Below are 25,236 nucleotides of genomic sequence, written 5' to 3' on the forward strand. Positions count from 1 at the left end.
AAACAGTAATAGCTGCGATAGCTTTGAATGCTAATTTTGCTATGTACAATAGAATAGATAATCTCTAAGGTAGTGAGACAGTTCAAGCACTAAAACGAAGGCGATGCAAGCCATTGTTTTTACATGACAGGAGTATGTAATGTCCAAGCAACAGATCGGCGTTGTAGGTATGGCGGTGATGGGCCGCAACCTGGCTCTCAACATTGAAAGCCGCGGCTATACCGTATCCATCTTTAACCGCTCTCGCGAAAAGACTGATGAAGTCATCGCCGAGAACGAAGGCAAAAAGCTGGCGCCTTACTACACCATCGAAGAGTTTGTAGAGTCTCTGGAGAAACCTCGCCGTATTCTGCTGATGGTGCAGGCAGGCGAAGCGACCGATAAAACCATCGCTTCCCTGACGCCGCACCTTGATAAGGGCGATATCCTGATCGACGGCGGCAACACCTTCTATAAAGACACCATTCGTCGTAACCGCGAACTGTCTGAGCAGGGCTTCAACTTTATCGGCACCGGCGTTTCCGGCGGCGAAGAGGGCGCCCTGAAAGGCCCATCCATCATGCCTGGCGGCCAGAAAGAAGCTTACGAGCTGGTTGCGCCAATTCTGGACAAGATTGCCGCGCGCGCTGAAGGCGAAGCTTGCGTTGCCTATATCGGTCCGGACGGCGCGGGTCACTATGTGAAGATGGTGCATAACGGCATTGAGTATGGCGATATGCAGCTGATCGCAGAGGCTTACTCTCTGCTGAAAAATGCCCTGAACCTGAGCAACGAAGATCTGGCTAAGACCTTCAGCGAATGGAACGAAGGCGAGCTGAGCAGCTACCTGATCGACATCACCAAAGATATCTTCACCAAAAAAGATGATGAAGGTAACTACCTGGTTGACGTGATCCTGGATGAAGCGGCGAACAAAGGTACCGGTAAATGGACCAGCCAGAGCTCTCTGGACCTGGGCGAGCCGCTGTCGCTGATCACTGAATCCGTTTTCGCGCGCTACCTCTCTTCCCTGAAAACTCAGCGCGTAGCGGCTTCCAAAGTACTGAGCGGCCCGACCGTGCAGACCGTTTCCGGTGATAAAGCGGAATTCGTTGAGAAAGTGCGTCGCGCGCTTTACCTGGGCAAAATCGTTTCCTATGCGCAGGGCTTCTCTCAGCTGAAAGCCGCTTCCACCGAGAACAACTGGGATCTTAACTACGGCGAAATCGCGAAGATCTTCCGTGCTGGTTGTATCATCCGCGCGCAGTTCCTGCAGAAAATCACCGATGCCTACGCGGACAATGCCGACATCGCTAACCTGCTGCTGGCGCCATACTTCAAAAACATTGCTGACGAATACCAGCAGGCGCTGCGCGACGTTGTGGCCTATGCCGTACAGAACGGTATCCCAACGCCAACCTTCTCTGCCGCTATCGCTTACTACGACAGCTACCGTTCAGCGGTACTGCCAGCGAACCTGATTCAGGCTCAGCGTGACTACTTCGGCGCGCATACCTACAAGCGTACCGATAAAGAAGGCGTGTTCCACACCGAGTGGCTGGATTAATTCGCCATCTCCGGGGTTTTAAGCCCCGCTAATAAAAAACCCCACGCGTTGCGCTGGGGTTTTTTTTCGTCTGCAAAAACTTTTACGCTTTCAAAATATCAGCCGACTCTGTCTGGGCGATACGCAAATAATCCTCTGCGTTGAGCACTATCGACTTCTCCAGCAGGCCAGCATTGAAGGCGATTTCGCGGTTGCGCTCGCACAGCGTGGGATCGACCACCACTTTCAGCTCGTCGTGAAAGCTGAAGGGCGGAATAGCGCCGAATACGCAGCCGGTCAGCCGGTCGACTTCGGCCGGACTGGCCAGCGAGGCGCGCAGGCCGCCGACGGCTTTGGCGACCTTGCTTAAATCCGCCTGCTGGTCGGCCGGCAACACCGCCAGCACGTACTGCTTCAGGCCGTTGCCCTTGACGTGGCACACCAGCGCTTTCGCGCCCTGGCCGACGGCGGTGCCGCGGATCGCCGCCACTTCCTCGCATTTCCCGGTAGCCTGGTGCTCCATCACCTGATAGCGCGCCTGCCTGCTCTCCAGCAGCGTCATTAGCTTGTCAAAAGTGCTCATCGATTTTCCCTAATGAAAAAGGCCGGTTTCCCGGCCTGTTTGGCTAAGATCTTTTAATTGTGGCGCTGACGCAAGTTCTCGATCACCGTGCTCAGGTCAAGATCCTGATCCTGCAGCAGCACCAGCAGATGATAGATCAGATCTGAGGCTTCATTGGTCAACTCTTCGCGATCGTTAACGGTGGCCGCCAGCGCGGTTTCCACGCCTTCTTCACCCACCTTTTGCGCAATACGCTTGGTGCCGCTGGCGTACAGGCTGGCGGTATAGGAGCTTTTCGGATCGGCGTGCTTGCGTTCCGCCAACAGCTGCTCCAGCTGATAAAGGAAAGTCCAGTCGGCAGCTGCGGGCGAGAAGCAGCTTGAGGTGCCGCGATGGCAGGTTGGGCCAACCGGATTGACCAGCACCAGCAGCGTATCGTTGTCGCAATCCGGCGTGATGCTGACCACGTTCAGATAGTGTTCGGACGTTTCGCCTTTGGTCCACAGCCGCTGTTTGGTGCGCGACCAGAAGGTCACTTTGCCAATCTCCAGCGTTTTCGCCAGTGCTTGCTGATTCATATAGCCATGCATTAACACTTCGCCGGAAACGGCGTGCTGGACGATGGTCGGCATCATGCCGTCGGTTTTTTCCCAGTCGAGCCGGGCAAGTTGTTGTTCTGTTAACACGTGCGAATCTCCACACCCTGGTCGAGCAGAAACGCTTTCAGCTCGCCAATATTGATAATCTGCTTATGGAACACGCTTGCGGCCAGCGCGCCGTCGACATCGGCATCACGGAAGGCCTCAAGGAAATGCGTCATCGTGCCTGCGCCGCCGGAAGCGATCAGCGGCACTTTGCAAACCTCGCGCACTTTCTGCAGCTGCGAGAGGTCGTAGCCGTTGCGCACGCCGTCCTGATTCATCATATTCAGCACGATTTCGCCCGCGCCGCGCTTTTGCACTTCCTGCACCCACTCCAGCGTTTCCCAGCTGGTGACCTGAGTGCGCGCTTCGTCACCGGTATACTGATTAACATGGTATTTGCCGCTTTCGCTGTCATACCAGGTATCGATACCGACCACGATGCACTGCACGCCAAAGCGATCCGCCAGACGCGTAATCAGCTCAGGATCGGCGAGCGCGGGCGAGTTGATGGAAATTTTATCCGCGCCGAAAGAGAGGATCTGCGCCGCATCTTCTGCCGACTTGATGCCGCCCGCCACGCAGAAAGGAATATCGATCACTTCCGCCACGCGCGCTACCCAGCTCTTATCCACCACGCGACCGGCAGAGGAAGCGGTAATATCGTAAAACACCAGCTCGTCCGCGCCTTCCTGCGCATAGCGCTGCGCCAGCGGTACGATATCGCCGATGATCTCGTGATTACGGAACTGCACGCCCTTGACCACCTGGCCGTCGCGCACGTCCAGACAAGGAATTATCCGTTTTGCCAGCATGCAATCGCCTCCGAAACATTGAATTTGCCTTCCAGTAAAGCGCGACCGACAATCACGCCCTGAGCGCCGCAGCCGCGCAGCGCGCGGATATCATCCAGCGACCCGATGCCGCCGGAGGACTGAAAAGCGATCGGCGGGTAAAGCGCCGAGACTTCGCGGTAAAGATCGACATTCGAACCCTGCAGCGTCCCGTCGCGGGAAATATCCGTACAGAGCACGTGCCGCAAACCGTAAGGCTGAAACTGCTCGATCACCTCTTCCAGCGTGACGCCAGCCGCTTCCTGCCAGCCGCTGATCGCTACCTCTTTACGGTTGCCTGCGTCGATACGCACGTCCAGCGCCAGCACAATCGCTTCCGCGCCGTACTCTTTAAACCATTTCTGCACTTCTTCCGGCTGCTTTACCGCGGTTGAGCCGACCACCACGCGCGTCGCGCCCGCTGCCAGTAAGGCTTCAACGTCGTCTTTGCTACGAATGCCGCCGCCGACCTGCACCGGTACGCTGACGCCAGCCAGCAGCTTTTTCAGCAGCGGGATCTGCCGCGCCGCCGGATCTTTCGCGCCGGTCAAATCCACCAGATGCAGTACCTGCGCGCCCTGAGCCTGATAGTCCTGCAGGCGCGGCAGCGGATCGCTGCCGTAGTCGCGCTGCTGCCCGTAGTCGCCCTGATGCAGCCGCACCACTTTGCCTTCAATTAAATCCAATGCGGGAATAATCACTTACATCTCCAGGAAGTTTTTCAGCAGCTGCGCGCCAGCCGCGCCGGAACGCTCCGGGTGAAACTGCACGCCGAAAAAGTTATCTTTCTGCACCGCAGCGGTAAAAGGCTCGCCATAGTTGCACTGCGCGATGGTGAAAGCGTTCACCGGCATAGCGTAGCTGTGGACGAAATAGAAGTAAGCGCCGTCCGGGATGCCGCGAAACAGATGGTTGCCCGCCTGCGCGGTAATCTGGTTCCAGCCCATATGCGGCAGCGGCAGGCCGTGATCGCTCATCTGCTGCACCGGCTGATCGATAATACCCAGCGTGGCGACGCCGTTGCTCTCCTCGCTGTGCGAACCGAGCAGCTGCATACCCAGGCAAATGCCCAGCACCGGCTGGGTACAGGCTTTGATCAGTTCAATCAGCTCACGCTCGCGCAGCTGATCCATTGCCGCCTGCGCGGTGCCGACGCCGGGCAGCAGCAGCTTGTCCGCCTGTAAAACTATGTCGGCTTCGCGGCTGACCTGCGGCTCGTAGCCCAGACGCTGAATCGCCCATTTAACCGACGAAAGGTTGGCGCAGCCGGTATCCAGAATCACCACGTTCATTACAGCACTCCTTTCGAGCTGGGCAGGGTATTGCCTTCCACGCGGATCGCCTGGCGCAGCGTGCGGCCAAAGGCTTTAAACAGGCTTTCGACGCGATGATGATCGTTTTTGCCTTTGGTTTTCAGGTGCAGCGTGCTCGCCATGGTGTAGGAGAGCGAGCGGAAGAAGTGTTCCACCATCTCGGTGCTCAGATCGCCCACACGCTGGTAGTTGAACTCGGCTTTATACTCCAGGTGCGGACGACCAGAGATATCCAGCGCGCAGCGCGCCAGGCATTCGTCCATCGGCAGTACGAAGCCGAAGCGACCGATGCCGCGCTTGTCGCCCAGCGCCTTCAGCAGCGCCTCGCCCAGCGCCAGGCCGGTATCTTCCACCGTATGGTGATCGTCGATATAGAGATCGCCTTTCACTTCGATATTCATGCGGAAGCCGCCGTGCGTGGCAATCTGATCCAGCATATGGTCAAAGAAGCCGACGCCGGTATTGAACTGGCTGTTGCCTTCGCGATCCAGCCAGACCTCCACCTTGATCTGCGTCTCTTTGGTATTGCGTTCCACCAGCGCATGGCGGTCGCGCTTAGTCAGCTGCTGCGCGATCCCCTGCCAGTTGAGGCCGTCCTTTGAGTAGTGCAGTCCCTGAATGCCCATATTGGCGGCCAGCTGCAGATCGGTGGTGCGGTCGCCGATCACATAGCTGTTGGCAATATCCAGCACGCCTTCTGCCAGCCATGCGGTCACCAGTTTGGTTTTCGGCTTGCGGCAGTCGCAGTTCTCTTCCGGCAGATGCGGACAGATCAGCACTTCATCAAAGCGGATGCCCTGCGAGCTTAAAACCTGCATCATCAGCTGGTGCGGGCCGTCGAAATCAGCCTGCGGAAAACTGTCGGTGCCCAGGCCGTCCTGATTCGTGATCATCACCAGCTTAAAGCCGGCGTTTTGCAGCGCCAGCAGGGCAGGAATAACGTCCGGCTCGAAGGCCAGCTTCTCCATGCGGTCGACCTGATAATCTTCCGGGGGCTCGGAAATAAGGGTTCCGTCACGATCGATAAAAAGAACTTTCTGGCTCATGCTTGCTCCATGGATGCGGATGCGCCGGAGAACTGCTGCAGCGCGGCGATAACGCGGTCACACTCTTGCCGGGTGCCGACGGAGATGCGCAGGCAGCCCGCCAGACCCGGCTGTTTGTTCTGGTCACGCAGAATAATGCCCTGATCCCAGAGCGTTTTAAAGACCACCGGCGAATCGGTAAAGCGGGCCAACACGTAGTTGGTATCGCTGGGAAACACTTTTTCCACACAGGCGCAGTCGCGTAGTTCGCTAATCAGTTTCTCACGCGTCGCCAGCAGCTCGCCGACATGCTCTTTCATCAGCGCGACGCCTTGCTCGCTCAGCGCCTGGGCGGCGATATCGGCCACCGGCGTGGAAAGCGGGTAGGGCGCGATAACTTTCAATAGCAGCGCGATAACGTCGGCGTTAGCCAGCGTAAAGCCGCAGCGCAATCCGGCCAGCGCAAAGGCTTTGGAGAGCGTGCGCAGGATCACCAGATGCGGATACTCGGTCAGCCAGCCGCTTAGCGTGGCCTGCGGGCAGAACTCAATATAGGCTTCGTCGGCCACCACCAGCGCCTTGCCGCGGGTCATCTCCAGCAGCTGGCGAATATCTTCCGGCTTCACCAGATTGCCGGTGGGATTGTTCGGGCTGCAGACGTAGACCAGCTTCACGCCGTCGAGCTTCTCTGCGATGGCGGGCAGATTGAGCTGCCAGCCATCCTGTGCGGCTACGGTGCGGTACTCAATGCCCAGCGTTTCGGCGCTGACGCTGTACATGCCGTAGGTCGGCGGGCAGAACAGCACTGCGTCCTGGCCCGGTTCGCAGAAGGCGCGCATCAGCAGCTCAATGCCTTCATCGGCGCCGCGGCTGACCAGTACCTGCTCCGGCGACAGGCCCGCGTAGGCCGCGTAGCGCTCAATCACTAGTTTAGGCTGACACTCTGGATAGCGGTTCAGCGTCTGCTGGCTGAGCTCAAACGGCACCGCCAGCGGGTACTCGTTGGCATTAAGCCAGACGTCGCCGTTGCCGCCAAGACGGCGGGCGGACTGATAGGGCGTCAGTTTGCGCACGTTGGCGCGAGCAAGATTTTCAATGCTCATTGCTTCTCCTTGAGCGCGGCAACGCGCAGAGTCACGGCGTTTTTGTGCGCGGTCAGCTGTTCGGCCGCCGCCAGCGTCTCAATGGTCGACGCCAGATTTAAGAAACCCTGCTTTGTGAGCTCCTGCACCGTCATGCGCTTCTGGAAATCCGCCAGGCCCAGGCTGGAACAGGTAGCCGTAAAGCCGTAGGTCGGCAGCACGTGATTGGTGCCGGAAGCGTAATCGCCCGCCGATTCCGGCGACCAGTCGCCCAGAAAAACGGAGCCCGCGCTGGTGATACCGTCGACCAAATCGCGCGCCTGGCGAGTCTGAATAATCAGATGTTCAGGCCCATAGCGATTACTGATTTCCACGCACTGCGCCAGATCGCGCGTCACAATCAGGCGGCTGGCGGCAAGCGCTTTACGCGCCGTTTCGGCACGCGGCAGCACGGCCAGCTGACGCTCCACGGCAACGGCCACGGCTTCGGCCATCTGGCGCGAAGGCGTCAGCAGGATTACCTGTGAATCGGGGCCGTGTTCGGCCTGGGAAAGCAGATCGGAGGCGACGAAATCCGGCGTGGCTTCGGCATCGGCAATCACCAGCACTTCCGAAGGCCCGGCGGGCATATCGATCGCCGCGCCGTCCAGACGTTGACTCACCTGACGCTTGGCTTCGGTGACGTAAGCGTTGCCTGGCCCAAAAATCTTATCGACCTTAGGCACGGATTCGGTGCCCAGCGCCATCGCGGCAATCGCCTGCGCGCCGCCTACCTGAAACACTTCCCGCACGCCGCACAGCTGCGCCGCGTAGAGGATCTCATCGGCGATCGGCGGCGGCGAGCAGAGCACCACACGGCCACAGCCGGCGATGCGGGCCGGCGTCGCCAGCATCAGCACGGTGGAGAAGAGCGGGGCGGAGCCGCCAGGAATATAGAGGCCAACGGAAGCCACCGGCCGGGTCAACTGCTGGCAGCGGACGCCCGGCTGCGTTTCGATATCCACAGGCGGTAGCTGCTGCGCCCGATGGAAGGTTTCGATATTCGCTACGGCCACGGCCATCGCCTGTTTGATTTCATCGCCCAGCCGCGCTGCCGCCGCCTGGATCTCTTCATCGCCAACACGCAGGACGGCAACGTCGGTTTTATCAAAAGCGGCGCTGTAGTAGCGCAGCGCTTCATCGCCTTCCACTTTGACCTTCTGCAGGATCTCACGGACGCTGGCGCTGATATTTTCTGAGGCGGAAATCGCCGGGCGGGTCAGCAGAGCCTGCTGCTCATCCGCGCTGCAATCCTGCCAGTTAATCGGGGATAAAGAGTTCATCGCTTACTCCATCATCTTCTCAATAGGCAGCACGAGGATGGAGCTGGCGCCCAGCGCTTTCAGTTTCTCCATCGTTTCCCAGAACAGCGTTTCGCTACTCACCATGTGCATAGCGACGCGGCTTTTATCGCCCGCCAGCGGCAGCACGGTAGGACGCTCCGCGCCCGGCAGCAGGTCGATGATATCTTCCAGCTTTTCGCTCGGGGCGTGCAGCATGATGTATTTGGACTCGCGTGCCTGGATAACGCCCTGAATACGGGTCATTAGCTTGTCGATCAGCTCCTGCTTGGCGGCCGGCATTTCGCCGTCGCGCTGGATCAGACAGGCTTTGGAGCGGTAAATGACCTCTACTTCGCGCAGGCCGTTGGCTTCCAGCGTGGCGCCGGTGGACACCAGATCGCAGATGGCGTCGGCCAGCCCGGCGCGAGGCGCGACCTCAACGGAGCCGTTCAGCAGGCAGGACTTAAAAGAGACGCCCTGCTTGTCGAGATACTTTTTCAGCAGGTGAGGATAAGAGGTAGCGATGCGGGCGTTTTGCAAACATTGCGGGCCGGTATACTCATCGTCGACCGACATCGCCAGCGACAGGCGGCAGCCGCCGAAATCGAGACGGCGCAGCGTCAGATAACGCGGATCTTCTCCCTGAGCGCGACGGGTCAGCAGCTCCTCTTCCAGCACGTTCTCGCCGATAATGCCCAGATCCACAACGCCATCCATTACCAGACCCGGAATATCGTCGTCACGCACGCGCAGGATATCGATCGGCATATTCTCTGCGAATGCGATCAGGCGCTGCTGCTGCAGGTTGATTTTAATGCCGCAGCGGGCCAGCAGCTCGCGGGATTCATCGCTTAAACGGCCGGATTTCTGCATAGCTATGCGTAAACGTTTGTTATCTAACATCGGTGCTTATCCTCTTTTCCTGTCTGCTCGATTTAACCTGCTTTGCCGTTCATCCCTTCAGGCCCGGGCTTGCGCCCATAAAAAAAGCCCCCGGAAGGCGATCTTCCGGGGGCTTTTTCTGCGTTCTGCACCACTGGAAGATCTGAATGTCTCCCAGCACACATCGCCTGAAAGACTAGTCAGGGTGATGGTGATGATGGTGGTTGAACTGAACGCGTGTCATAGTTTTCTCAAAATTGGGTGAATGATTATTCATTGCGTGACCAATAACCTAACTCAGGATAAATGTCGGGCGCAACACTTTTTTATCTTTAATCACCGATAAAAAAGCTTAATCGATTGTTGTTAACCAAAGGCTGGCGTAGTTTTAGTGACATTGTTAAGCATCAGGAAGCGGAAAGATGAAAAAAGTGGCAATCGTAGGGCTGGGCTGGCTGGGTATGCCGCTGGGGTTGGCTATGTCGGCGCGAGGCTGGCAGGTGACCGGCAGCAAAACCACGGCAGACGGTGTTGAAGCGGCGCGCATGTGCGGGCTGAACAGTTTTCTGCTGACGTTGACGCCTGAACTGGAGTGCGATCCTGACGATCTGGAAGAGCTGCTGAACGTGGATGCGCTGGTCATCACTTTGCCGGCAAGCCGCACGGCGCAGGGCGGCGAAAATTATCTGCTGGCGGTACAGCAGATTGTGGACAGCGCCCTGGCCGCCAGTGTGCCGCGCATTGTCTTTACCAGCTCCACCTCCGTATACGGCAGCGGCAACGGTACGGTTAATGAAGAGAGTCCGCTTGAGCCGGTAACGGTGGCCGGCAGGACGCTGAAAGAGCTGGAAACCTGGCTGCATAATTTGCCGGGAACCTCGGTAGATATCCTGCGGCTCTCCGGGCTGGTGGGGCCGCAGCGCCATCCAGGCCGTTTCCTGGCGGGTAAAACCGACCTGAGCGACGGCTCGCACGGCGTCAATTTGGTCCATCTGGAAGATGTTATCGAAGCTATCATCCTGCTGCTGGAAAACGGCGAGGGCGGAAGAGTTTATAATTTAAGTGCGCCCATGCATCCTGCCCGCCAGGATTTCTACCCGGCGGTAGCCCGCCAGCTGGGCCTGACGCCGCCAACGTTTCATGCAGATATGGGCGGTGGAGAAGGCAAGATTGTCGACGGCGATCGCATCTGCAGGGAGCTCGGTTTCCGCTATCGCTATGCGGATCCGGGTAAGATGCCTGTTAGCTGACAAGGATCTGATTACCAAAGCATAGTAGTAACAGAGGAGTAAGTAACTTCGTAAACTTACTCTATTACTTAATTTATCTTCGCTGTAATGAAAACTTTTGGACGATATCATTAGTTAAAAAAATATAGCGAAAGATTTTTATTCTCCTGCATGAAAGGACTAACAACAAGGAAATCATAAAACGATAACTGTATTTATTAAGGGGGAAGTTATAACCCTGTCGTAAACTGGCATCCTTTTTTCATCAAGGAGTAAATATACTTTCCAGTGTGAAAAGTATATAACAAAAGAGCATCCACCAAGTTTGTAAATAAAGCTGTGAATGTTACCAGAGACAAAGCTAAGATAAAGGCTCATTATTGTGTTAAACAAAGCAGAGGATGAAATAAAAACCAAAGCGTAGTAAAACCGTACATGGATTCATTGGGTGCGTTAAAATTGCTCGATATTTTAAGGTGAGGTAGAGGTTTAAAATTATGAGGGTAATATAAATGGAGCGATATTGGTTTTTAACAAAGATAGGGGAAAGCAATAACATATAACAAAAGGAAAGATAGATTCATGCTGAAGAGGTTTAAGTCAGATAAAAACGTAATGCTCATCAGTTAATCTTAATATTTAAAGAAATATAGGTAAAAAATTGAGAGGATAAATATAACATAAAAATATGAAGGATCTTATTTTTATCTTCGTCAGGGGAAACATTTTTATTGCAGGGGGAAGAGTGGGGTAGCCGATAAATGCCGGGGTAAACCACAAGTGAAATGCTGAGTCTGCTGCAGTTATCTTTCTAAAAAAATATAAAAGCTACTTCCTTCACAGTAAAAGTATAATCAAAAAAAATAAAAAAATGCCAGGGCTTGTGGTTTTCTGTTTCCAGTTTTTCTTAGTATTATTATTAGAGATGATATAAGCAGTAATGATCAAAAATGGGTGCGCAAAATCGTTATGGAAAACAATTAACATTGTTAAGAAGCTGTGTAGTATACCAGTTTCTCATTAAGTTATTATCATAGAAATATGCAATCAACATATAAATAATAACAGCAAGATTAAAATAACGCGAAAAAGTTCAATATTTAAATTTATATAATTATTCATTTAATACATCTAAAACTCAAATCAATGACCTTAAACAAAATCGTGAAGTCAACCAATCTTCTTGTTCGTTAGTTATTATTGCCAGGATTATAGAATATTATCAGTCAAGCCTCTAAATTTAAGCAAAAAATACATTTTATGTGATTTTTGCAGCATGAGCCAAACAGATGTTCCATGCTTGCTATCTTAAAATAAATCGAATGCAGTGAATAAAGGTCGATTAGGAAAGACAGAATAGTTTTAAGCAAGAAGGTTCACTTAGTTTCAATTATAACAGCAGCAATGACGAATAAGCGAAAATAGCGAGTTAATGCTGTTCGTTTGAGACAAGAAAGATGAATGATAAATTGCCAAAAGAACCCGAAACTTGGTTGCATACTCAGCCGGCCTTCGACAAGTGGTGCGCAGCTTTCCGTGCTGATAAGGTCATGGTAACATCCTGGGTGTCTTCTGGCAGATAAACCGACGTATACAATGGTTCACACGACGTGATTTGGGCTCCCTGGAAGAGCTCGCCAGGGCTATTATTCTGCTGTAAAAAAGCGGGAAAACCGGAAGTGTTTATATCCTCAGTGCGGCGGAACGTTTTGCATTCTACGACTTTATCTGGCAGTAGCTTGCCAGCTAATCCTGACGTCGTTAAGGTTTCGCAAAGAAAAGAAACACGAAAAATATATGGTTGTCGACAGCAATCGCATCATTATAGATCAACGTTTCCGGTATCTTTACATATTCCTACAAGAATGAATTTTATAATAATAAATTTAAGAAGGAGTGGGTTATAGAAATAAAAGCGGGGGTTCCCGCTTTTATTTATTAGCATTTCGTATTGCTGAAGTCAATTACGGCAAGGGTATCATTTCTATAAATTGAATAAATGCTATTTGAAGAAACTTTTTCCATAGTGCATATTTTTGAACGGCCTGTCTCCGAAGGTAAGTAGTTTTTATCAAAATAATATTGATTAAGTTGTACATTCCCCCAGAGTAAATCTTGTCCGATATTATTAACGTTAAGGAATTTTATAATTGGAAAATTTTTCTCCGACAGGCTTGATTGGTAACTGGTAGGAGCATTGCCAAGTATACTTACATTCTTTATATCATTCATATTGTGGGTGGAAAAATCACTTTGTATACGTGTGATCAGAGATAATTCAAGCTTTTCTGTGGTTTTCTGTGCATTGTATAAGGAGTATGCCAACGTAAATAGACCGAAAATGGGGAGTAAAATCCAAAACTGTAATTTATTATACTTTTTAAAAAGGACAAATGACAATGTAAAGAGACTACAGATTAATCCTGCAGCTCCTAACAAAGTTCGTGCAGAAGTTATAGGGTTGAGTAGCAAGAGCATTGGGCCATATACAGCTATGTATAATAAGAAAGGGCACAAAGAAACAATAATCAAAGTGATTATTTTTGAAAGGAACGGTATATCCTGAGATAGCGTTTTCTTTAAAAGAATAATTATGGCCGCAGGAACTATAATAGCAAGAGGTAAAAAGAATATCCATAAATTGCCTTTGAAGGCGCTAAGGAATATTTCTCCAAGTAGATGATGATTCCTTATTATCGTTGATAAGATTAAACTGGGGTTGTTGGTTGCAATTTCGCCATGAGTAATATTATATTCACCATAAATTACAAATTTTTTTATGATTAAAATATACATAATGTTTGCTGATAAATAAGCAATAGCCTGGTGCTTTATTTGCTCCAGGGCTATTAATGTTTTTCCATTGTTTATATTTAATAGGAAAAACAAAATAGAAAGGCTAATGAATATATTTAAGGCTGCCTGATAGAAGCATAAAGAGGAAAATAATAAAAAGGTAGAAAAGATGGCTTTTTTTAGGAAAGAGTTAGCCCCGTTAAGAAGAAAGGGGATAACGGCTAGAAATATAGAAAGAGACATTGTTAATGAATCATATTTATACGACCAGTTTTCCAGATAATAAGGAGAGATAGCCAGAGGTAAAAAAGTAAATAGGGGAATAAAAACTCTACCTTCATCTATTTTACCTGATAAGAGGCTAATGGTAATCGCCATCACCACAGCAGCCAGTAGCTGTGGTAGCGGTGAAATATCATTAAAAAAACCTCCAGCCATTATAATTTTAAACGTTAATACAGAAAGTGGGCGACCATTAGATAACCAGCCTGTTACACCAACCATTGAATGAACCAGGTCGTCAGAATAATAATGCTCAGATATAATAAGGGGAAAGATATATAGTATTAATATCCCTAAGGTTATGTAAAAGACTTTTTTAAAGTCTTTTCTGATAGAGAAGTTGTTTGAAATAAATTTTTCTATACGCAACATTTTTAGTTCTTACCTTTTGATTTAATATATTTAGGTCTTCTTTTTACCTCTGTATAAATGCGACCTATATATTCTCCTAGCACGCCAATTCCAATTAGCTGAACTCCACCCAGGAAAAGAATTGAAACCATAATAGAAGGATAACCCCTGACCGCATTTCCCCAAATAACCTTTTCAATTATCATCCATGCACCATACAAAAAGGAAAAGGCAGCAACTAACAGGCCTAAATATGTCCAAACACGTAAAGGGAATGTGGAAAAGGAGGTGATGCCCTCTAAAGCAAGATTCCATAATTTCCAACCATTAAACTTGGAAACTCCTGCCACTCGTTCTTCTCTGGTATACTCGACAATAGCTGTTTCTCCCCCAACCCAACTCAGGATACCTTTCATAAAAAGGTTTCTTTCCTCTAGTCGCTTGATGTTATCCACGATTTCACGTGAAAGCAGGCGGAAATCACCAACGTTTTCCTCTATCTTCGGTGAGCTTATCTTATTATGTAAGCGGTAAAACCATTCGGCTGTCTTTCTTTTTAGATGTCCATCAGAACTACGATCTATTCTCTTGGCCAGGACAACATCTGCGCCGCTTTGCCATTTTTCAATAAGCTTTGGAATTACGGATATAGGATCTTGCAAATCGACATCAATAGGAATTACTGCGTCGCCCGTTGCATTCTCAAGTCCCGCGAAAAGAGCTGATTCTTTACCAAAGTTTCGCGTAAAATTGATTAGACGTACAGCATTGTCTTGTGCCGCCAATTTTTGTGCAATCACACTAGTGCTATCAGTGCTACCATCATTAATGAAAATAATCTCTAGTGTATATTGTGTTAGTTCCCTTTTGACTGTGTTATAAAAAATAGGTATGGCTTCTTCTTCATTATATACAGGTACGATTAGTGATATTTTCATTAAATTTTCTCCCTGAAAACCACTAGTTTTGAGTAGATAAACCCGGTAGTAAGGCTTATAAATGAGAAAGTAATAAGCGTAACTATTACCGGGAAATGTAATCTATCAGCAATATATCCGGTTAGCCATGCCAATATCCCCATAAAAATGACAAATAAAAAATAGCGGGTTTTCGTCGCTTCTCTTTTAAAAGTCCATTTGGCGTTAGCAATGAAACTGAAGCTTACGGCAATAAGGAATGCCAATAAATTAGCAAAGGATTGTGAGCAGGATAAAGCATAAACAAAAAATGAGAAGCTAATCCAATGAAGCAGCGTGTTAACTATGCCAACAGACATATATTTTGCAAATAATTTCCACATAATCACATTCTTTTTTTTAAGTTATAGCAATCTTAACATTTACAAAGAGCTAAGCAAAGGGACTACTAACGTAAAAAATATCACGACATGATTAATCATAGTAGAGTGGTTTTACGTATACTATATATAGCAAGGCTAAAAACTTTAAACCCCCAGCCTGTCTCTTAACGCGTACCAGGCCGCGCCGATCGCCGTCAGGGGCACGCGCAGGCGACGGCCGCCAGGAAAGGGCAGATGCGGCAGCCGGGCAAAGGCGTCGAAGCGCTTCGGCGCGCCTTTTAGCGCTTCGGACACCAGCTTGCCCGCCAGATGTGTCCAGGTCACGCCGTGGCCGCTGTCGCCCTGCAGATAAAACACGCCGTTCTCCAGCCGTCCGATCTGCGGCATTCTTGATAGCGTCAGTAAAAAATTTCCGCTCCAGGCATAATCAAACTTTATCCCTGCCAGCTGCGGAAAGGTTTTCAGCAGTCTGGGACGGAGCAGCTCTTCAATGTTATCCGGTTCACGCGCGCCGTAGGTAACGCCGCCGCCATACAGCAGACGGTTATCGGCGGTCAGGCGATAGTAATCCAGCAGGTAGTTACAGTCTTCTACACAATAGTTATCCGGCAGCAGCGCCAGCGCTTTATCGGTGGAAAGCGGTTCTGTGGCGACAATCTGCGAGCCGCAGGGCAGGCTTTTACGCGCCAGCCTTGGTTCCAGATGCGGAGCCAGATAGGCGTTGCCGGCGAAAATAACGTATTTCGCCAGCACGCTGCCCCGACCTGTGGCAACGCGATGAGGCGCGCCGTAGGTGACGGCGGTAACTTCCGACTCTTCATAAATTCTGCCGCCGTGGCGCCGGATTGCTTCCGCTTCGCCCAGCGCAAGGTTAAGAGGATGCAGGTGACCGCCGCTGCGATCCAGCAGGCCGCCGACGTAGCGTTCGCTTGCAATCTTACGTCGGATGCCCAGCTCGTCCAGCAGCTCCAGCTGGTGATTGCCATACAGCTGCCAGCGCTGCTGCTGCTGCTTCAAATGAGCGAACTGGCGTTTGTTTAGCGCGGCGAAAATGCCACCGGGTCGGTAGTCGCAGCTGATAGCGTAGCGGTCGATACGGTCGCGGATCACCGCCGCACCTTCAAACATCATACTGCCGAGTAGCTGCGCGCTCTCTTTGCCGTAGCGCCGCTCAATAACATCGACGTCGCGGCTGTAAGAGTTGACGATCTGACCACCGTTGCGGCCGCTGGCGCCGAAGCCGACTCTGGCCGCTTCCAGCACCACGACGTCATAACCGGCTTCCGTCAGGTAGAGTGCGGATGAAAGACCGGTAAACCCGCCGCCAATAATACAAACGTCGCACTGAATATCATCCATAAGCTGAGGCCATGGAGCGTGAGGATTTGCCGTGGCGGCGTAATAGCTCTGCACATGTTCCATCTCTCCCTCCGAAAAGCCTGACGCGGCGTCTGTTAAAAAGTGGTTGGCGTATGCGCGCTGACAATCCGGCAAGGCTGCGCAGAGGTATTGGTAAAGCTGTGCGGATGGCCGGTATCGATTGCGTAGCTCTGCCCGGCCTTAAGCTGGTAGTGCTGACCGTCGATGGTCAGCGTGATCTCGCCTTCCAGCAGCGTGCCGATCTCTTCGCCCTGATGACGAATTTTTTCCCCGGTGGTCGCGCCCGGCTCATAGGTTTCCAGCATCATTGCCAGCGTGCGATCGGGATTGCCGTTATGGATTAGCTTCAGCGAAACGCCCTGACTGCCGATATCGATCAGCTCGTCTGCTTCAATCACTACTTTCGGCCTGGCTCTCTGTACCGGCTCGGAGAAAAATTCAGAGAGCGAAAGGTTATAGACTTTCAGCAACTTCTGCAGTGTGCCAATCGCCGGGCTAACCTTATCCTGCTCAATAGTGCTGATTGCGCTGTGGGTCAGGCCGGAAAGTTCTGCGACGCGCCGCTGCGACAGACCAAGCTGCTGACGAATTTCCGCCAGGCGGCGGCCAGGGGCCAAAGAGATATCGCTCATGGCATGGCTTCCATCTGCGATGCGCGCGCGCTTTCCGGTAATCTCTGACCGGTTGTCAGATAATGCGGTAGGGCGGCGCAAGCATGACTTCGTGCCTTCCGCATGACTTTACTTGCCATGCAGCCTCGACACATTATTACGCCAATCAAAGGGTTGTTCGAAATAATGCCCATCCCGACTCTCCATCCTGTTTCTGTGAGCAATTAAAGGCGGTATCAGCGCTATCCTGCCAATCTGGCATTCTGCCGGGCAATATGCAAAAGATTTTGCCTGGAAAATAAACTTATCTTTAACATTTGCCGCCCGCAAAGGTTGGCGCTATGTTAAAAAGGTGGCGCTTATTTTGAGCGACGCACATTAACCGGCAGGCTCAGCGAAGGCGGGTGGCATCATGACCAATATCGTCGAAGTGGAAGACTTTACGCGGCATAGTGAAGAACAACGAACCAGCGCGTTCCAGCTTGAAGTGGAAACTTATCTGGAACGCTATCCTGAAACGCAACATGTTGATGTTTTGCTGAATGATTTAAACGGTGTTTTTCGCGGCAAGCGCCTGCCGGTAGCCAGTCTGTTCAGGCTGGAAAAAGGCTGCTACTTTCCCGCTTCCGTCTTTGCGATGGATATTCTCGGCAACACGGTGGAAGAGGCCGGGCTGGGCCAGGCGCTGGGCGAACCGGACAATCTCTGTTTACCCGTCGAAGGCACGCTTACTCCCTCCGCTACCGACCCGCAGCGCCTGGCGCAGGTTTTACTGACCATGCGCAATCAAGATGGTACTCCCTTTGACGTTGAACCCCGGAATGTCCTGAATCACCTTTGGCAGCAGTTACGCAATCGGGGACTCTTTCCGGCGGTAGCGGTAGAGCTGGAGTTCTATCTGGTGGATAAAAAACGCGATGCGGAAGGCGCTATTCAGCCTCCCTGTTCGCCAGGCAGTGAAGAACGCAACCGGCAAAGCCAGGTCTACTCCGTGGACAACCTTGACTGCTTTTCCGCCGTGCTAAACGATATCGATCGTCTGGCCAGGCTACAGGGCATCCCGGCCGATGGCGCGCTGGCCGAAGCGTCGCCGGGGCAGTTTGAAATCAACCTCCACCATACCCGCAACGTGCTCAGCGCCTGCGACTATGCCGTGCAGATGAAGCGGCTTATCCGGCAGGTAGCCGAGAACCACGGTATGAACGCCACTTTTATGGCGAAACCTTATGAAGCCTGGGCGGGGAGCGGGATGCATGTGCATATCAGCCTGCTGGACGCCGCTGACCATAACGCCTTTATTACCGATGACGGCAGCGACTCGCCGCTGTTGAAGCGGGCGCTGGCTGGCATGATCGATCTTATGCCTGCCTCTATGGCGCTGTTGGCGCCTAACGTTAACGCTTATCGCCGCTTTATGCCGGAAGCTTTTGTGCCTCTACAGGCATCGTGGGGACACAATAACCGCACGGTCGCGCTGCGCATTCCCTGCGGCGAAGCGGAAAACCACCGCGTGGAATACCGTGTCGCGGGCGCGGACGCTAATCCTTATCTGGTGGTCGCGGCCGTACTGGCAGGAATTCTGCACGGTCTTGACCACCAGCTGCCGCTGCCGTCGGCGATTACCGGCAACGGTCATGAAGCTGAAGGGCTGCCGCTACCGATCAGGCAGAGCGACGCGCTGGATGAATTCGCACAGAATCAGGCGCTGCAGAAGCTGTTGGGCGAACGTTTCGGCTTTGTCTGGCACAGCTGCAAACACCACGAGCTGAAACATTTTGAGCGCCTGATCACCGCGACGGAAATCGACTGGATGTTGAAAAACGCCTGATCTTACCCGTAAAGAATTGGTTATGATGGCCTTAAAAACTTGTATTCTGCTTTACAGCCAGGCAAAATATCCCGGTAAACAGATAACCGACGCTTCCTGCGCCGGTTATTTTTTTTGCACAAAAAAACCAAAGGTTAAGAGGCCGGCTTCGTCGGACTGATACACACTGACAGGGTCATTTTGAGGAAATAAAAATGGGGCAACATTACATTACGCCGGCCGCAGCCGGTAAACATTTGCGCGACGACTACGGCGCAGCGGCAGCCATCACTTTAACGCCTGCCTGCTTTACCTCCCCAAATAAGAACAACGCTCGCATAAAGCGAAGTTTCCCTGTGGTTCAACCCAGAAAGGTTGATGCTATGGGGAGGCTGAATCATGTCGCATAATGCCCAGACCTCTGCGCCGCACTCACGCGCGCACCTGAAAAAAACGCTGACTCTGATGCCTGTAGTGATGATGGGCCTGGCTTATATGCAGCCAATGACCCTGTTCGATACCTTTGGCATCGTTTCTGGCCTGACCGATGGTCACGTAGCTACCGCCTACGCCTTCGCGCTAATCGCGATCCTGTTTACTGCGCTGAGCTATGGCAAGCTGGTTCGCCGCTTCCCGTCTGCCGGCTCGGCCTATACCTACGCCCAGAAAGCCATCAGCCCGCACGTCGGCTTTATGGTGGGCTGGTCCTCGCTGCTGGATTATCTGATCATGCCGATGATCAATATTCTGCTGGCGAAAATCTATTTTGAAGCGCTGGTGCCGGGAATTCCTTCCTGGATTTTCGTGGTGCTGCTGGTCGGCTTTATGACGCTTTCTAACCTGAAAGGCATTAAAACCGTCGCTAATTTCAACAGCGTCATCGTAGTGCTGCAGATGGTGGTGATGGTCGCTATCACCGGCATGGTCATCTACGGTGTGGCGCACGGCGAAGGCACCGGCACGCTGGTCAGCAGCAAGCCGTTCTGGTCTGAGCAGGCTCACGTGGTGCCGATGATTACCGGCGCGACTATCCTGTGCTTCTCTTTCCTGGGCTTTGACGGCATCAGCTCGCTGTCGGAAGAAACCAAAGATGCCGGACGCGTGATCCCGAAAGCGATCTTTTTGACTGCCCTGATTGGCGGCGTGATCTTTATCGTGGTCTCCTACTTCCTGCAGCTTTACTTCCCGGATATTTCGCGCTTTAAAGATCCGGACGCGTCACAGCCGGAAATCATGCTCTACGTGGCGGGCAAAGCCTTCCAGTTCGGCATTCTGATTTTCTCCTGCATCACCGTGCTGGCTTCCGGCATGGCGGCGCACGCGGGCGTTTCCCGTCTGATGTATGTGATGGGCCGCGATGGCGTGTTCCCGGAGCGTTTCTTCGGCTATATCCATCCGAAATGGCGTACGCCGGCGTTGAATGTGATTCTGGTTGGCGTCGTTGCGCTTTCCGCTATCACTTTCGATCTGGTGACGGCGACGGCACTGATTAACTTCGGCGCGCTGGTGGCCTTTACCTTTGTTAACCTGTCGGTGATCTCGCAGTTCTGGATCCGCGAAGGGCGCAACAAGACGCTGAAAGATAACATCAACTTCCTGCTGCTGCCGCTGTGCGGCGCGCTGACGGTTGGCGCACTGTGGATTAACCTGGAAGAAAGCTCGATGATTCTGGGACTGGTCTGGGGCGCGATTGGCCTGGTCTACCTGGCCGTGGTCACGCACCGCTTCCGCAAGCCGGTACCGCAGTACACCGAAGAGCCGATGTAAGCGACGATCTCACATCGCCATAAAAAAGGGCGCGGTATGAAAATCGCGCCCTTTTTCGTCTGCGTTAGCGGACAACAATCAGGAAACCAGCTCGCGGGCGTATTCGAACAGCGCTTTTAGCTGGGTCATTTTCGCCTGATCGCCTTCATACTGATTGAACAGCATCTCCAGCTCCTGAATATAATCCTGCACCCGCTGCGGGTTCAGCATCTCGCGGCGGTGCTGCAGCCAGCGATTTTGTTCGGCTTCATCCAGCGTGCCGGGGAAGTTGCGCGCGCGATAGCGGAACAGCAGTTTCTTAATACGCTTGTCGTTAAAGGTCAGATCCAGCGCGGGCAGGTTTTCTGGCGATGTCTGCCGGATGATATTCATCGCGTTGCGATCCGCATCGCTGAAAAAGCCGTCGTAAAGCTGGGCGTCCACATCTTCTGAAGCGACAAACGGCTCCGCTTCCGCGTAAAGCGCCACCACCTTTTCCCGGATCTCAGGATGCTGACGCAGCAGTGCCAGGTTATCCAGACAGCGCTGGCGATCGATTCCCAGGCGTTCGGCGTCTTCCGGCCGCAGCGTATTGGCGGGCGCGACGACCGGGCATTTATTAATATGCAGCAGTTTAATCGGCACGGGCGCGGCATCGCCCAGCTCTTCCCGGCGGGTATATAGCCTTTCGCGCATGGCATCGGCGTCCAGCTCCAGCAGCGGCGAGATATCCTGAGCAAGGTCGCAGGTAATCAGCGCGTTTTTGTTAGTCGGATGCCAGGCCAGCGGCGCTATCCAGCTGGTATTGCCGCGCTGCGCGCCGAACATGCCGGAGATATGCATCAGCGGCTTCATCTGCGGGATATCAATCAGCGTCATAATCTTCTGTTTATTGCGATGACTGAACAGAAAATCGTACAGGCGCGGCTGCTTCTCTTTCACCAGCTTCGCCATCGCGATAGTGGCGTAAACGTCGGACATGGCGTCATGCGCGTTATCATGCGCCACGCCATTAGCTTTGGTCAGGTGCTCCAGGCGAAAGCTGGGAAAGCCGTCGTCGTTTTCCGGCCATTCGATACCCTCGGGCCTCAGCGCATAGCAGGCACGCATCACGTCCAGCAAATCCCAGCGGCTGTTGCCGTTTTGCCAGCTCCAGCCGTAGGGATCGTAGAAGTTGCGGTAGAGCAGGTTACGCGTTACTTCGTCATCAAAGCGAATATTGTTATAGCCCACGATGCAGGTATTGGGTTCGCTGAACAGCTGATGAATGCGCTGAGTGAAAGCGGCCTCGCTTATGCCTTTCGCCTTCGCCAGCTGCGGCGTGATGCCGGTGATCATCACCGCTTCCGGCTGCGGCAGGTAGTCGTCGGCAGGGTGGCAGTAGAATACCTCCGGCTCGCCGATGATGTTGAAATCCATGTCGGTTCGGATGCCGGCAAACTGGGCAGGGCGATCCAGCGACGGACTTTTCCCGAAGGTTTCGTAGTCGTGGAAAAGGAAGGTCGGTTGGTTGCTTTCGGTTTTCACTGTTTTGCTCTGTTCCCTTCTGTTTGTTGACTTACTGAAAACGCAGCTTCCAACTTGGGGCTTCGGCCTTCTACGTTCACTTGTGTTCACTTCTGGTTATTGATGTTCGCTTTAGCCCATGCAATATTGCGTACATAGTTGGTACAGAATCCCTGGAACCACTCGTACAGAATATTATTATGGCCTTCAGCAATACAAAACTTCGTTCCCTATATGGTAAACCATATTCAGGAAGTCCTGAAGTGGCAGATGCAGATGGCCTTGGTGTGCACATCTCGCCAAAAGGCGTTATCACTTTTCAATACCGCTAAAGATGTAAAGGGAAAGCACAACGCCCTGGTCCTGGCCGGTATCCAGCGGTTACGCATCAAAGATGGCAGAGCAATTACTGCCCACCTGCATGTTATGTATGATAGCGGTAAAGATACACGCATCTTCTTTGACACGGAGTCCGGTGACAACAGCATGACCGTGGCCGACTGTGTGGACTACTGGCGAGATAAATACGTTAAAGTGGCTTTGCGTCCAAAGACTCGGGCACTATGCAAATAAACTCTTCTGAAAAACTTGCACGGAGCTTTTTCCGGGTGCCCCATATCAGATATTTCAGTTAAGCAGTGGGTAGATTTATTAGCTAAACAGGAAAGGGAAAATCCTCGCTGTGCGCGGCAACTGCTGGCGAAAATACGATCGGTAATCAGCTGGTGCATACGCCGTCAGGTTCTCGATAACTGCTTAATTATGCGTATCTCTCCAAAAGATGTAGGCGTGCGTGCCGAAACGGGAAGCAGAGTCCTAATCTATACGTAGTTGGCTCAGGCGGCGACGGTAGCTCTGGAATTATTATTGTATGGGAGTACATAGGATGAGTAACTACGCAGTTGTAAATAGTGAAGGCAAGGTAATTAAGATATTTACTAGGATGGTGAAAGCAATTAATCTCCGTTAAAGGATACAATGGCTGTGAAAATCTCTGATGGAGTATTTGTAGATATTGGTTCCAGCTATGCTGGAAAGAAAATCTTTGAGTAAATCTGGCGGGCTATAGCGCCCGCTTGTTTTTCAGAAAAGGCTTTTCAATGTAATTCCAGCTCAAACGCCCTATGATGAGAGATGCGGTGATTGATAAAGAAAAACCTAAAAATAGATTGGTTGTTATATAGTTAGCTATGATTTGCTGAATTGGAAAAGCCCAAAGGTACATGCCATAAGAGGGGTCGCTTTTCATTTTTATCTTTAAGGATAATTTGCTTGAAAAAAAATACAAGATCAATATGCAAAAAGGAAAGCAAATCATATAGCTTTTTAATGTTACGTCATTTATGAAAAAAGCGGAAATTAATGCAAGTGCTGGAAATATTGGGTTGGGTATTGAATAATCTCTACAAAGTGCGATAATGCAGCCTAGTGAAAAGCAAGGGGCGAGCATATAAACAGCTGGGTTATTGTTTGAATCGAACAACCAATCCCTGAATGGCGTTAGAGGCATTATTATAATAAGTATGCATATTAAAGGTGATATCTTATTGCTGGTCATTCTGCACATTATACTTATAGCCAATAATACAGCATAACACTTCACCTCCAGAGGTATAGTCCATATAGAACCATTGAATGCGTACTTACTGTTTTCAAATACTCCAGGCAAAAAATATGAGGTTCTGAATGATAAGTTATTAAAGAAATAATCCCACACCCCCGGACTATAAATATAATCATGTAATTTTAAGCTGGATAGAATGGGTCCGATAATCAAGCAAGATATAAATATTACAAACCAATATCCCGGTAGAATTCTTTTCGCCCTTGATTGCAAGAAGTGAACTGGAGAGCTATTTTTGAATAGACTGTTAGTAACAAGCATGCCACTCAAAAAGAAGAATGATTTTACAGCAAGACCTCCTGTACTGACAACAGATAAGTAATGTGTAACTGGATCATAATATCCATTTTTTTCAAACAGAGCAAATGAGTGATAATAAACGACAAGAGACGCAAGAAAAACTCTTAACAAGTTAAAGTTATTATTACCTTTTATAAGCGCATCTTTTATCAGCATCAATCAAATCTCAGAAATTTTGTAAAATTTATAGTATCAGCAGAAAGATAAATCATTACTGAACTTAAATCCAGTTGCCGAAACGCCTTCAAACTCATTGCTGTATATAAAAACAGTGAAAAGGAGCGGCTTTATGAGCTTCCCATCACCGGCGCAGGACTACGTAGAGTCGCGTATCGACCTGAATGCGTTATTCATCCACCATCCGTCTGCAACTTTCCTCGTGGATCGGGACAACCTGAGCTATGTTGCGGACTCATCCCTGAAGCCGGTGCCAGGTGATGAAGTTTGCTGTTTGCCAGAGCTAATTGGCAAGCAGGGCATCGGCAAGCTAAGAGGGCGCGCAATAATCACGTCGAACGGCGAAGCGCCGGTGTTGGATGACCTTCTGATCCGTGGCGTGGTCGTGATGCAGGTGATGAAAGTGTGGGATGACCGGTTGCCCTTCTAAATTTCAACCACTTAAAAAATTGAGCACAGAATCAAAGAGCGAATTCGGATAGTGCAGTACTGGCGCGGGTTGCTGGGCTATGTTTCGTAGTCGTGGGAAAGAAAGGGCGGTTGATTGCTTTGGGTTTTCACTGTTTTTTCCCTTCTCTTTGTTAACTTGTTGAAACAAAATTGTATCCCGGAAATTTTGGCTTTTGTATCCAAATCCTCCCGCGGCGATGTTCAATTCGTACATTTATCTTTGCATTATAATATACGTGATTATTTCAAAATATAACCATATTCAAAAAGGGCATAAGTAATAAATAGAGATAAACTGTATTTTAATAACCCTAATATATGTCAGCTGAAAATTTAAGGAAGGTGTCAAGGGTTTTTGAATGATATTTGAAATGAGTATTTTTATAAATGCAAGGAGTTAATAATTTTTTCTCAGGGCCAAAGAAAAGAGCATGCTGGCAAATGTGCTAAAGTTAATCGCTGGATTTATTTATTAGCAGCCTGGATGAGCAG

22 protein-coding genes, 1 pseudogene and 1 other annotated feature are annotated in these 25,236 nt (G+C 51.1%); of the genes and pseudogenes, 6 read left to right on the forward strand and 17 right to left on the reverse strand.

All coding sequences use genetic code 11. The features are described 5' to 3' along the window. Nucleotides 1-139 precede the first annotated feature (139 nt). A complete protein-coding gene (gndA, locus tag MKZ79_RS01285) occupies nt 140-1,546 on the forward strand; it encodes an NADP-dependent phosphogluconate dehydrogenase (protein ID WP_336139447.1) in 1,407 nt (468 codons plus the stop codon). Between the two features lie 82 nt (nt 1,547-1,628). Here gndA and MKZ79_RS01290 read toward each other — a convergent pair whose 3' ends face one another. From MKZ79_RS01290 to hisL, 10 genes are all read right to left on the reverse strand, one after another. After that, nucleotides 1,629-2,108, reverse strand: coding sequence for a YbaK/prolyl-tRNA synthetase associated domain-containing protein (locus tag MKZ79_RS01290; protein ID WP_336139449.1), 480 nt, complete (start codon nt 2,106-2,108; stop codon nt 1,629-1,631). Nucleotides 2,109-2,161: 53 nt separating this feature from the next. Further along, nucleotides 2,162-2,773, reverse strand: a complete 612-nt coding sequence (gene hisIE / locus MKZ79_RS01295; RefSeq protein WP_336139450.1) for a bifunctional phosphoribosyl-AMP cyclohydrolase/phosphoribosyl-ATP diphosphatase HisIE — start codon at nt 2,771-2,773, stop codon at nt 2,162-2,164. Then, the gene (gene hisF, locus MKZ79_RS01300; RefSeq protein ID WP_336139453.1) at nt 2,767-3,543 is read right to left on the reverse strand and encodes an imidazole glycerol phosphate synthase subunit HisF; all 777 of its coding nucleotides are present in this window, start codon (nt 3,541-3,543) and stop codon (nt 2,767-2,769) included. The genes hisIE and hisF overlap by 7 nt, the downstream gene beginning before the upstream one ends. Then, the gene (hisA, locus tag MKZ79_RS01305; protein WP_336139457.1) at nt 3,525-4,262 is read right to left on the reverse strand and encodes a 1-(5-phosphoribosyl)-5-[(5-phosphoribosylamino)methylideneamino]imidazole-4-carboxamide isomerase; all 738 of its coding nucleotides are present in this window, start codon (nt 4,260-4,262) and stop codon (nt 3,525-3,527) included. Before hisA ends, hisF begins: the two co-directional genes overlap by 19 nt. Next, nucleotides 4,263-4,853, reverse strand: coding sequence for an imidazole glycerol phosphate synthase subunit HisH (hisH, locus tag MKZ79_RS01310; RefSeq protein ID WP_336139459.1), 591 nt, complete (start codon nt 4,851-4,853; stop codon nt 4,263-4,265). Further along, complete coding sequence (hisB, locus tag MKZ79_RS01315) at nt 4,853-5,920, reverse strand: bifunctional histidinol-phosphatase/imidazoleglycerol-phosphate dehydratase HisB (RefSeq protein WP_336139465.1); 1,068 nt, start codon at nt 5,918-5,920, stop codon at nt 4,853-4,855. The genes hisH and hisB overlap by 1 nt, the downstream gene beginning before the upstream one ends. After that, nucleotides 5,917-7,002, reverse strand: a complete 1,086-nt coding sequence (gene hisC / locus MKZ79_RS01320; protein ID WP_336139467.1) for a histidinol-phosphate transaminase — start codon at nt 7,000-7,002, stop codon at nt 5,917-5,919. Before hisC ends, hisB begins: the two co-directional genes overlap by 4 nt. Beyond that, nucleotides 6,999-8,303 carry a histidinol dehydrogenase gene (gene hisD, locus MKZ79_RS01325; RefSeq protein WP_336139469.1) on the reverse strand — a complete coding sequence of 435 codons (1,305 nt, stop codon included), beginning with the start codon at nt 8,301-8,303 and terminating at the stop codon, nt 6,999-7,001. The genes hisC and hisD overlap by 4 nt, the downstream gene beginning before the upstream one ends. Before the next feature lie 3 nt (nt 8,304-8,306). Beyond that, the gene (hisG, locus tag MKZ79_RS01330; RefSeq protein WP_336139471.1) at nt 8,307-9,206 is read right to left on the reverse strand and encodes an ATP phosphoribosyltransferase; all 900 of its coding nucleotides are present in this window, start codon (nt 9,204-9,206) and stop codon (nt 8,307-8,309) included. 78 nt (nt 9,207-9,284) lie between these two features. Further along, nucleotides 9,285-9,406: a sequence feature (His leader region), on the reverse strand. Further along, nucleotides 9,382-9,429 (reverse strand): his operon leader peptide, encoded by a 48-nt coding sequence (gene hisL, locus MKZ79_RS01335; RefSeq protein ID WP_100396937.1) that lies wholly within the window; start codon nt 9,427-9,429, stop codon nt 9,382-9,384. Its footprint overlaps the feature before it by 25 nt. Nucleotides 9,430-9,607: 178 nt before the next feature. Between hisL and MKZ79_RS01340 the strand changes: the two genes are divergently transcribed. After that, entirely contained in the window at nt 9,608-10,435 is an 828-nt protein-coding gene (locus MKZ79_RS01340; protein WP_336139473.1) for an SDR family oxidoreductase, read from the forward strand. Between the two features lie 1,917 nt (nt 10,436-12,352). Here MKZ79_RS01340 and MKZ79_RS01345 read toward each other — a convergent pair. From MKZ79_RS01345 to puuR, 5 genes are all read right to left on the reverse strand, one after another. Further along, nucleotides 12,353-13,864, reverse strand: coding sequence for a glucosyltransferase domain-containing protein (locus MKZ79_RS01345; RefSeq protein WP_336139475.1), 1,512 nt, complete (start codon nt 13,862-13,864; stop codon nt 12,353-12,355). Between the two features lie 2 nt (nt 13,865-13,866). Then, nucleotides 13,867-14,781 (reverse strand): glycosyltransferase family 2 protein, encoded by a 915-nt coding sequence (locus MKZ79_RS01350; RefSeq protein ID WP_336139477.1) that lies wholly within the window; start codon nt 14,779-14,781, stop codon nt 13,867-13,869. Then, nucleotides 14,781-15,143 (reverse strand): GtrA family protein, encoded by a 363-nt coding sequence (locus MKZ79_RS01355; protein ID WP_336139479.1) that lies wholly within the window; start codon nt 15,141-15,143, stop codon nt 14,781-14,783. The genes MKZ79_RS01350 and MKZ79_RS01355 overlap by 1 nt, the downstream gene beginning before the upstream one ends. 144 nt (nt 15,144-15,287) lie before the next feature. After that, a complete protein-coding gene (locus MKZ79_RS01360; RefSeq protein WP_336139480.1) occupies nt 15,288-16,565 on the reverse strand; it encodes an NAD(P)/FAD-dependent oxidoreductase in 1,278 nt (425 codons plus the stop codon). A 32-nt stretch (nt 16,566-16,597) separates the two neighbouring features. Next, nucleotides 16,598-17,155 carry an HTH-type transcriptional regulator PuuR gene (gene puuR / locus MKZ79_RS01365; protein WP_336139481.1) on the reverse strand — a complete coding sequence of 186 codons (558 nt, stop codon included), beginning with the start codon at nt 17,153-17,155 and terminating at the stop codon, nt 16,598-16,600. Nucleotides 17,156-17,543: 388 nt separating this feature from the next. Here puuR and MKZ79_RS01370 point away from each other — a divergent pair, with 388 nt between their 5' ends. Beyond that, a complete protein-coding gene (locus MKZ79_RS01370) occupies nt 17,544-18,962 on the forward strand; it encodes a glutamine synthetase family protein (RefSeq protein WP_336141323.1) in 1,419 nt (472 codons plus the stop codon). A 378-nt stretch (nt 18,963-19,340) separates the two neighbouring features. Beyond that, nucleotides 19,341-20,708, forward strand: coding sequence for an APC family permease (locus MKZ79_RS01375; protein ID WP_336139484.1), 1,368 nt, complete (start codon nt 19,341-19,343; stop codon nt 20,706-20,708). A gap of 78 nt (nt 20,709-20,786) precedes the next feature. On the opposite strand, the gene sbcB is transcribed toward MKZ79_RS01375, so the two are convergent. After that, nucleotides 20,787-22,214, reverse strand: coding sequence for an exodeoxyribonuclease I (sbcB, locus tag MKZ79_RS01380; protein WP_336139486.1), 1,428 nt, complete (start codon nt 22,212-22,214; stop codon nt 20,787-20,789). A gap of 179 nt (nt 22,215-22,393) precedes the next feature. On the opposite strand from sbcB, the pseudogene MKZ79_RS21210 reads away from it, so the two are divergent. Further along, a pseudogene (locus MKZ79_RS21210) lies at nt 22,394-23,018 on the forward strand (Arm DNA-binding domain-containing protein); the annotation flags it as partial. A 238-nt stretch (nt 23,019-23,256) separates the two neighbouring features. On the opposite strand, the gene MKZ79_RS01390 reads toward MKZ79_RS21210, so the two are convergent. Next, the gene (locus MKZ79_RS01390; protein WP_336139490.1) at nt 23,257-24,273 is read right to left on the reverse strand and encodes an acyltransferase family protein; all 1,017 of its coding nucleotides are present in this window, start codon (nt 24,271-24,273) and stop codon (nt 23,257-23,259) included. Nucleotides 24,274-24,406: 133 nt separating this feature from the next. Here MKZ79_RS01390 and MKZ79_RS01395 point away from each other — a divergent pair, with 133 nt between their 5' ends. Continuing rightward, nucleotides 24,407-24,724 (forward strand): hypothetical protein, encoded by a 318-nt coding sequence (locus MKZ79_RS01395; RefSeq protein ID WP_336139492.1) that lies wholly within the window; start codon nt 24,407-24,409, stop codon nt 24,722-24,724. Nucleotides 24,725-25,236 lie beyond the last annotated feature (512 nt).

Origin of the sequence: Erwinia sp. CGal63, from assembly GCF_037026505.1 — a bacterium.
GTDB lineage: Bacteria > Pseudomonadota > Gammaproteobacteria > Enterobacterales > Enterobacteriaceae > Erwinia.

Bases quoted from the DNA above. Each gene is read 5' to 3' on its own strand.
- MKZ79_RS01390 (WP_336139490.1), bottom strand. From the start codon at position 24,273: ATGCTGATAAAAGATGCGCTTATAAAAGGTAATAATAACTTTAACTTG.
- hisB (WP_336139465.1), bottom strand. From the start codon at position 5,920: ATGAGCCAGAAAGTTCTTTTTATCGATCGTGACGGAACCCTTATTTCC.
- hisH (WP_336139459.1), bottom strand. From the start codon at position 4,853: ATGAACGTGGTGATTCTGGATACCGGCTGCGCCAACCTTTCGTCGGTT.
- MKZ79_RS01395 (WP_336139492.1), top strand. From the start codon at position 24,407: ATGAGCTTCCCATCACCGGCGCAGGACTACGTAGAGTCGCGTATCGAC.
- MKZ79_RS01375 (WP_336139484.1), top strand. From the start codon at position 19,341: ATGTCGCATAATGCCCAGACCTCTGCGCCGCACTCACGCGCGCACCTG.
- hisC (WP_336139467.1), bottom strand. From the start codon at position 7,002: ATGAGCATTGAAAATCTTGCTCGCGCCAACGTGCGCAAACTGACGCCC.
- gndA (WP_336139447.1), top strand. From the start codon at position 140: ATGTCCAAGCAACAGATCGGCGTTGTAGGTATGGCGGTGATGGGCCGC.
- MKZ79_RS01345 (WP_336139475.1), bottom strand. From the start codon at position 13,864: ATGTTGCGTATAGAAAAATTTATTTCAAACAACTTCTCTATCAGAAAA.
- hisD (WP_336139469.1), bottom strand. From the start codon at position 8,303: ATGAACTCTTTATCCCCGATTAACTGGCAGGATTGCAGCGCGGATGAG.
- MKZ79_RS01290 (WP_336139449.1), bottom strand. From the start codon at position 2,108: ATGAGCACTTTTGACAAGCTAATGACGCTGCTGGAGAGCAGGCAGGCG.
- hisF (WP_336139453.1), bottom strand. From the start codon at position 3,543: ATGCTGGCAAAACGGATAATTCCTTGTCTGGACGTGCGCGACGGCCAG.
- MKZ79_RS01350 (WP_336139477.1), bottom strand. From the start codon at position 14,781: ATGAAAATATCACTAATCGTACCTGTATATAATGAAGAAGAAGCCATA.
- MKZ79_RS01340 (WP_336139473.1), top strand. From the start codon at position 9,608: ATGAAAAAAGTGGCAATCGTAGGGCTGGGCTGGCTGGGTATGCCGCTG.
- MKZ79_RS01355 (WP_336139479.1), bottom strand. From the start codon at position 15,143: ATGTGGAAATTATTTGCAAAATATATGTCTGTTGGCATAGTTAACACG.
- hisG (WP_336139471.1), bottom strand. From the start codon at position 9,206: ATGTTAGATAACAAACGTTTACGCATAGCTATGCAGAAATCCGGCCGT.
- puuR (WP_336139481.1), bottom strand. From the start codon at position 17,155: ATGAGCGATATCTCTTTGGCCCCTGGCCGCCGCCTGGCGGAAATTCGT.
- MKZ79_RS01360 (WP_336139480.1), bottom strand. From the start codon at position 16,565: ATGGAACATGTGCAGAGCTATTACGCCGCCACGGCAAATCCTCACGCT.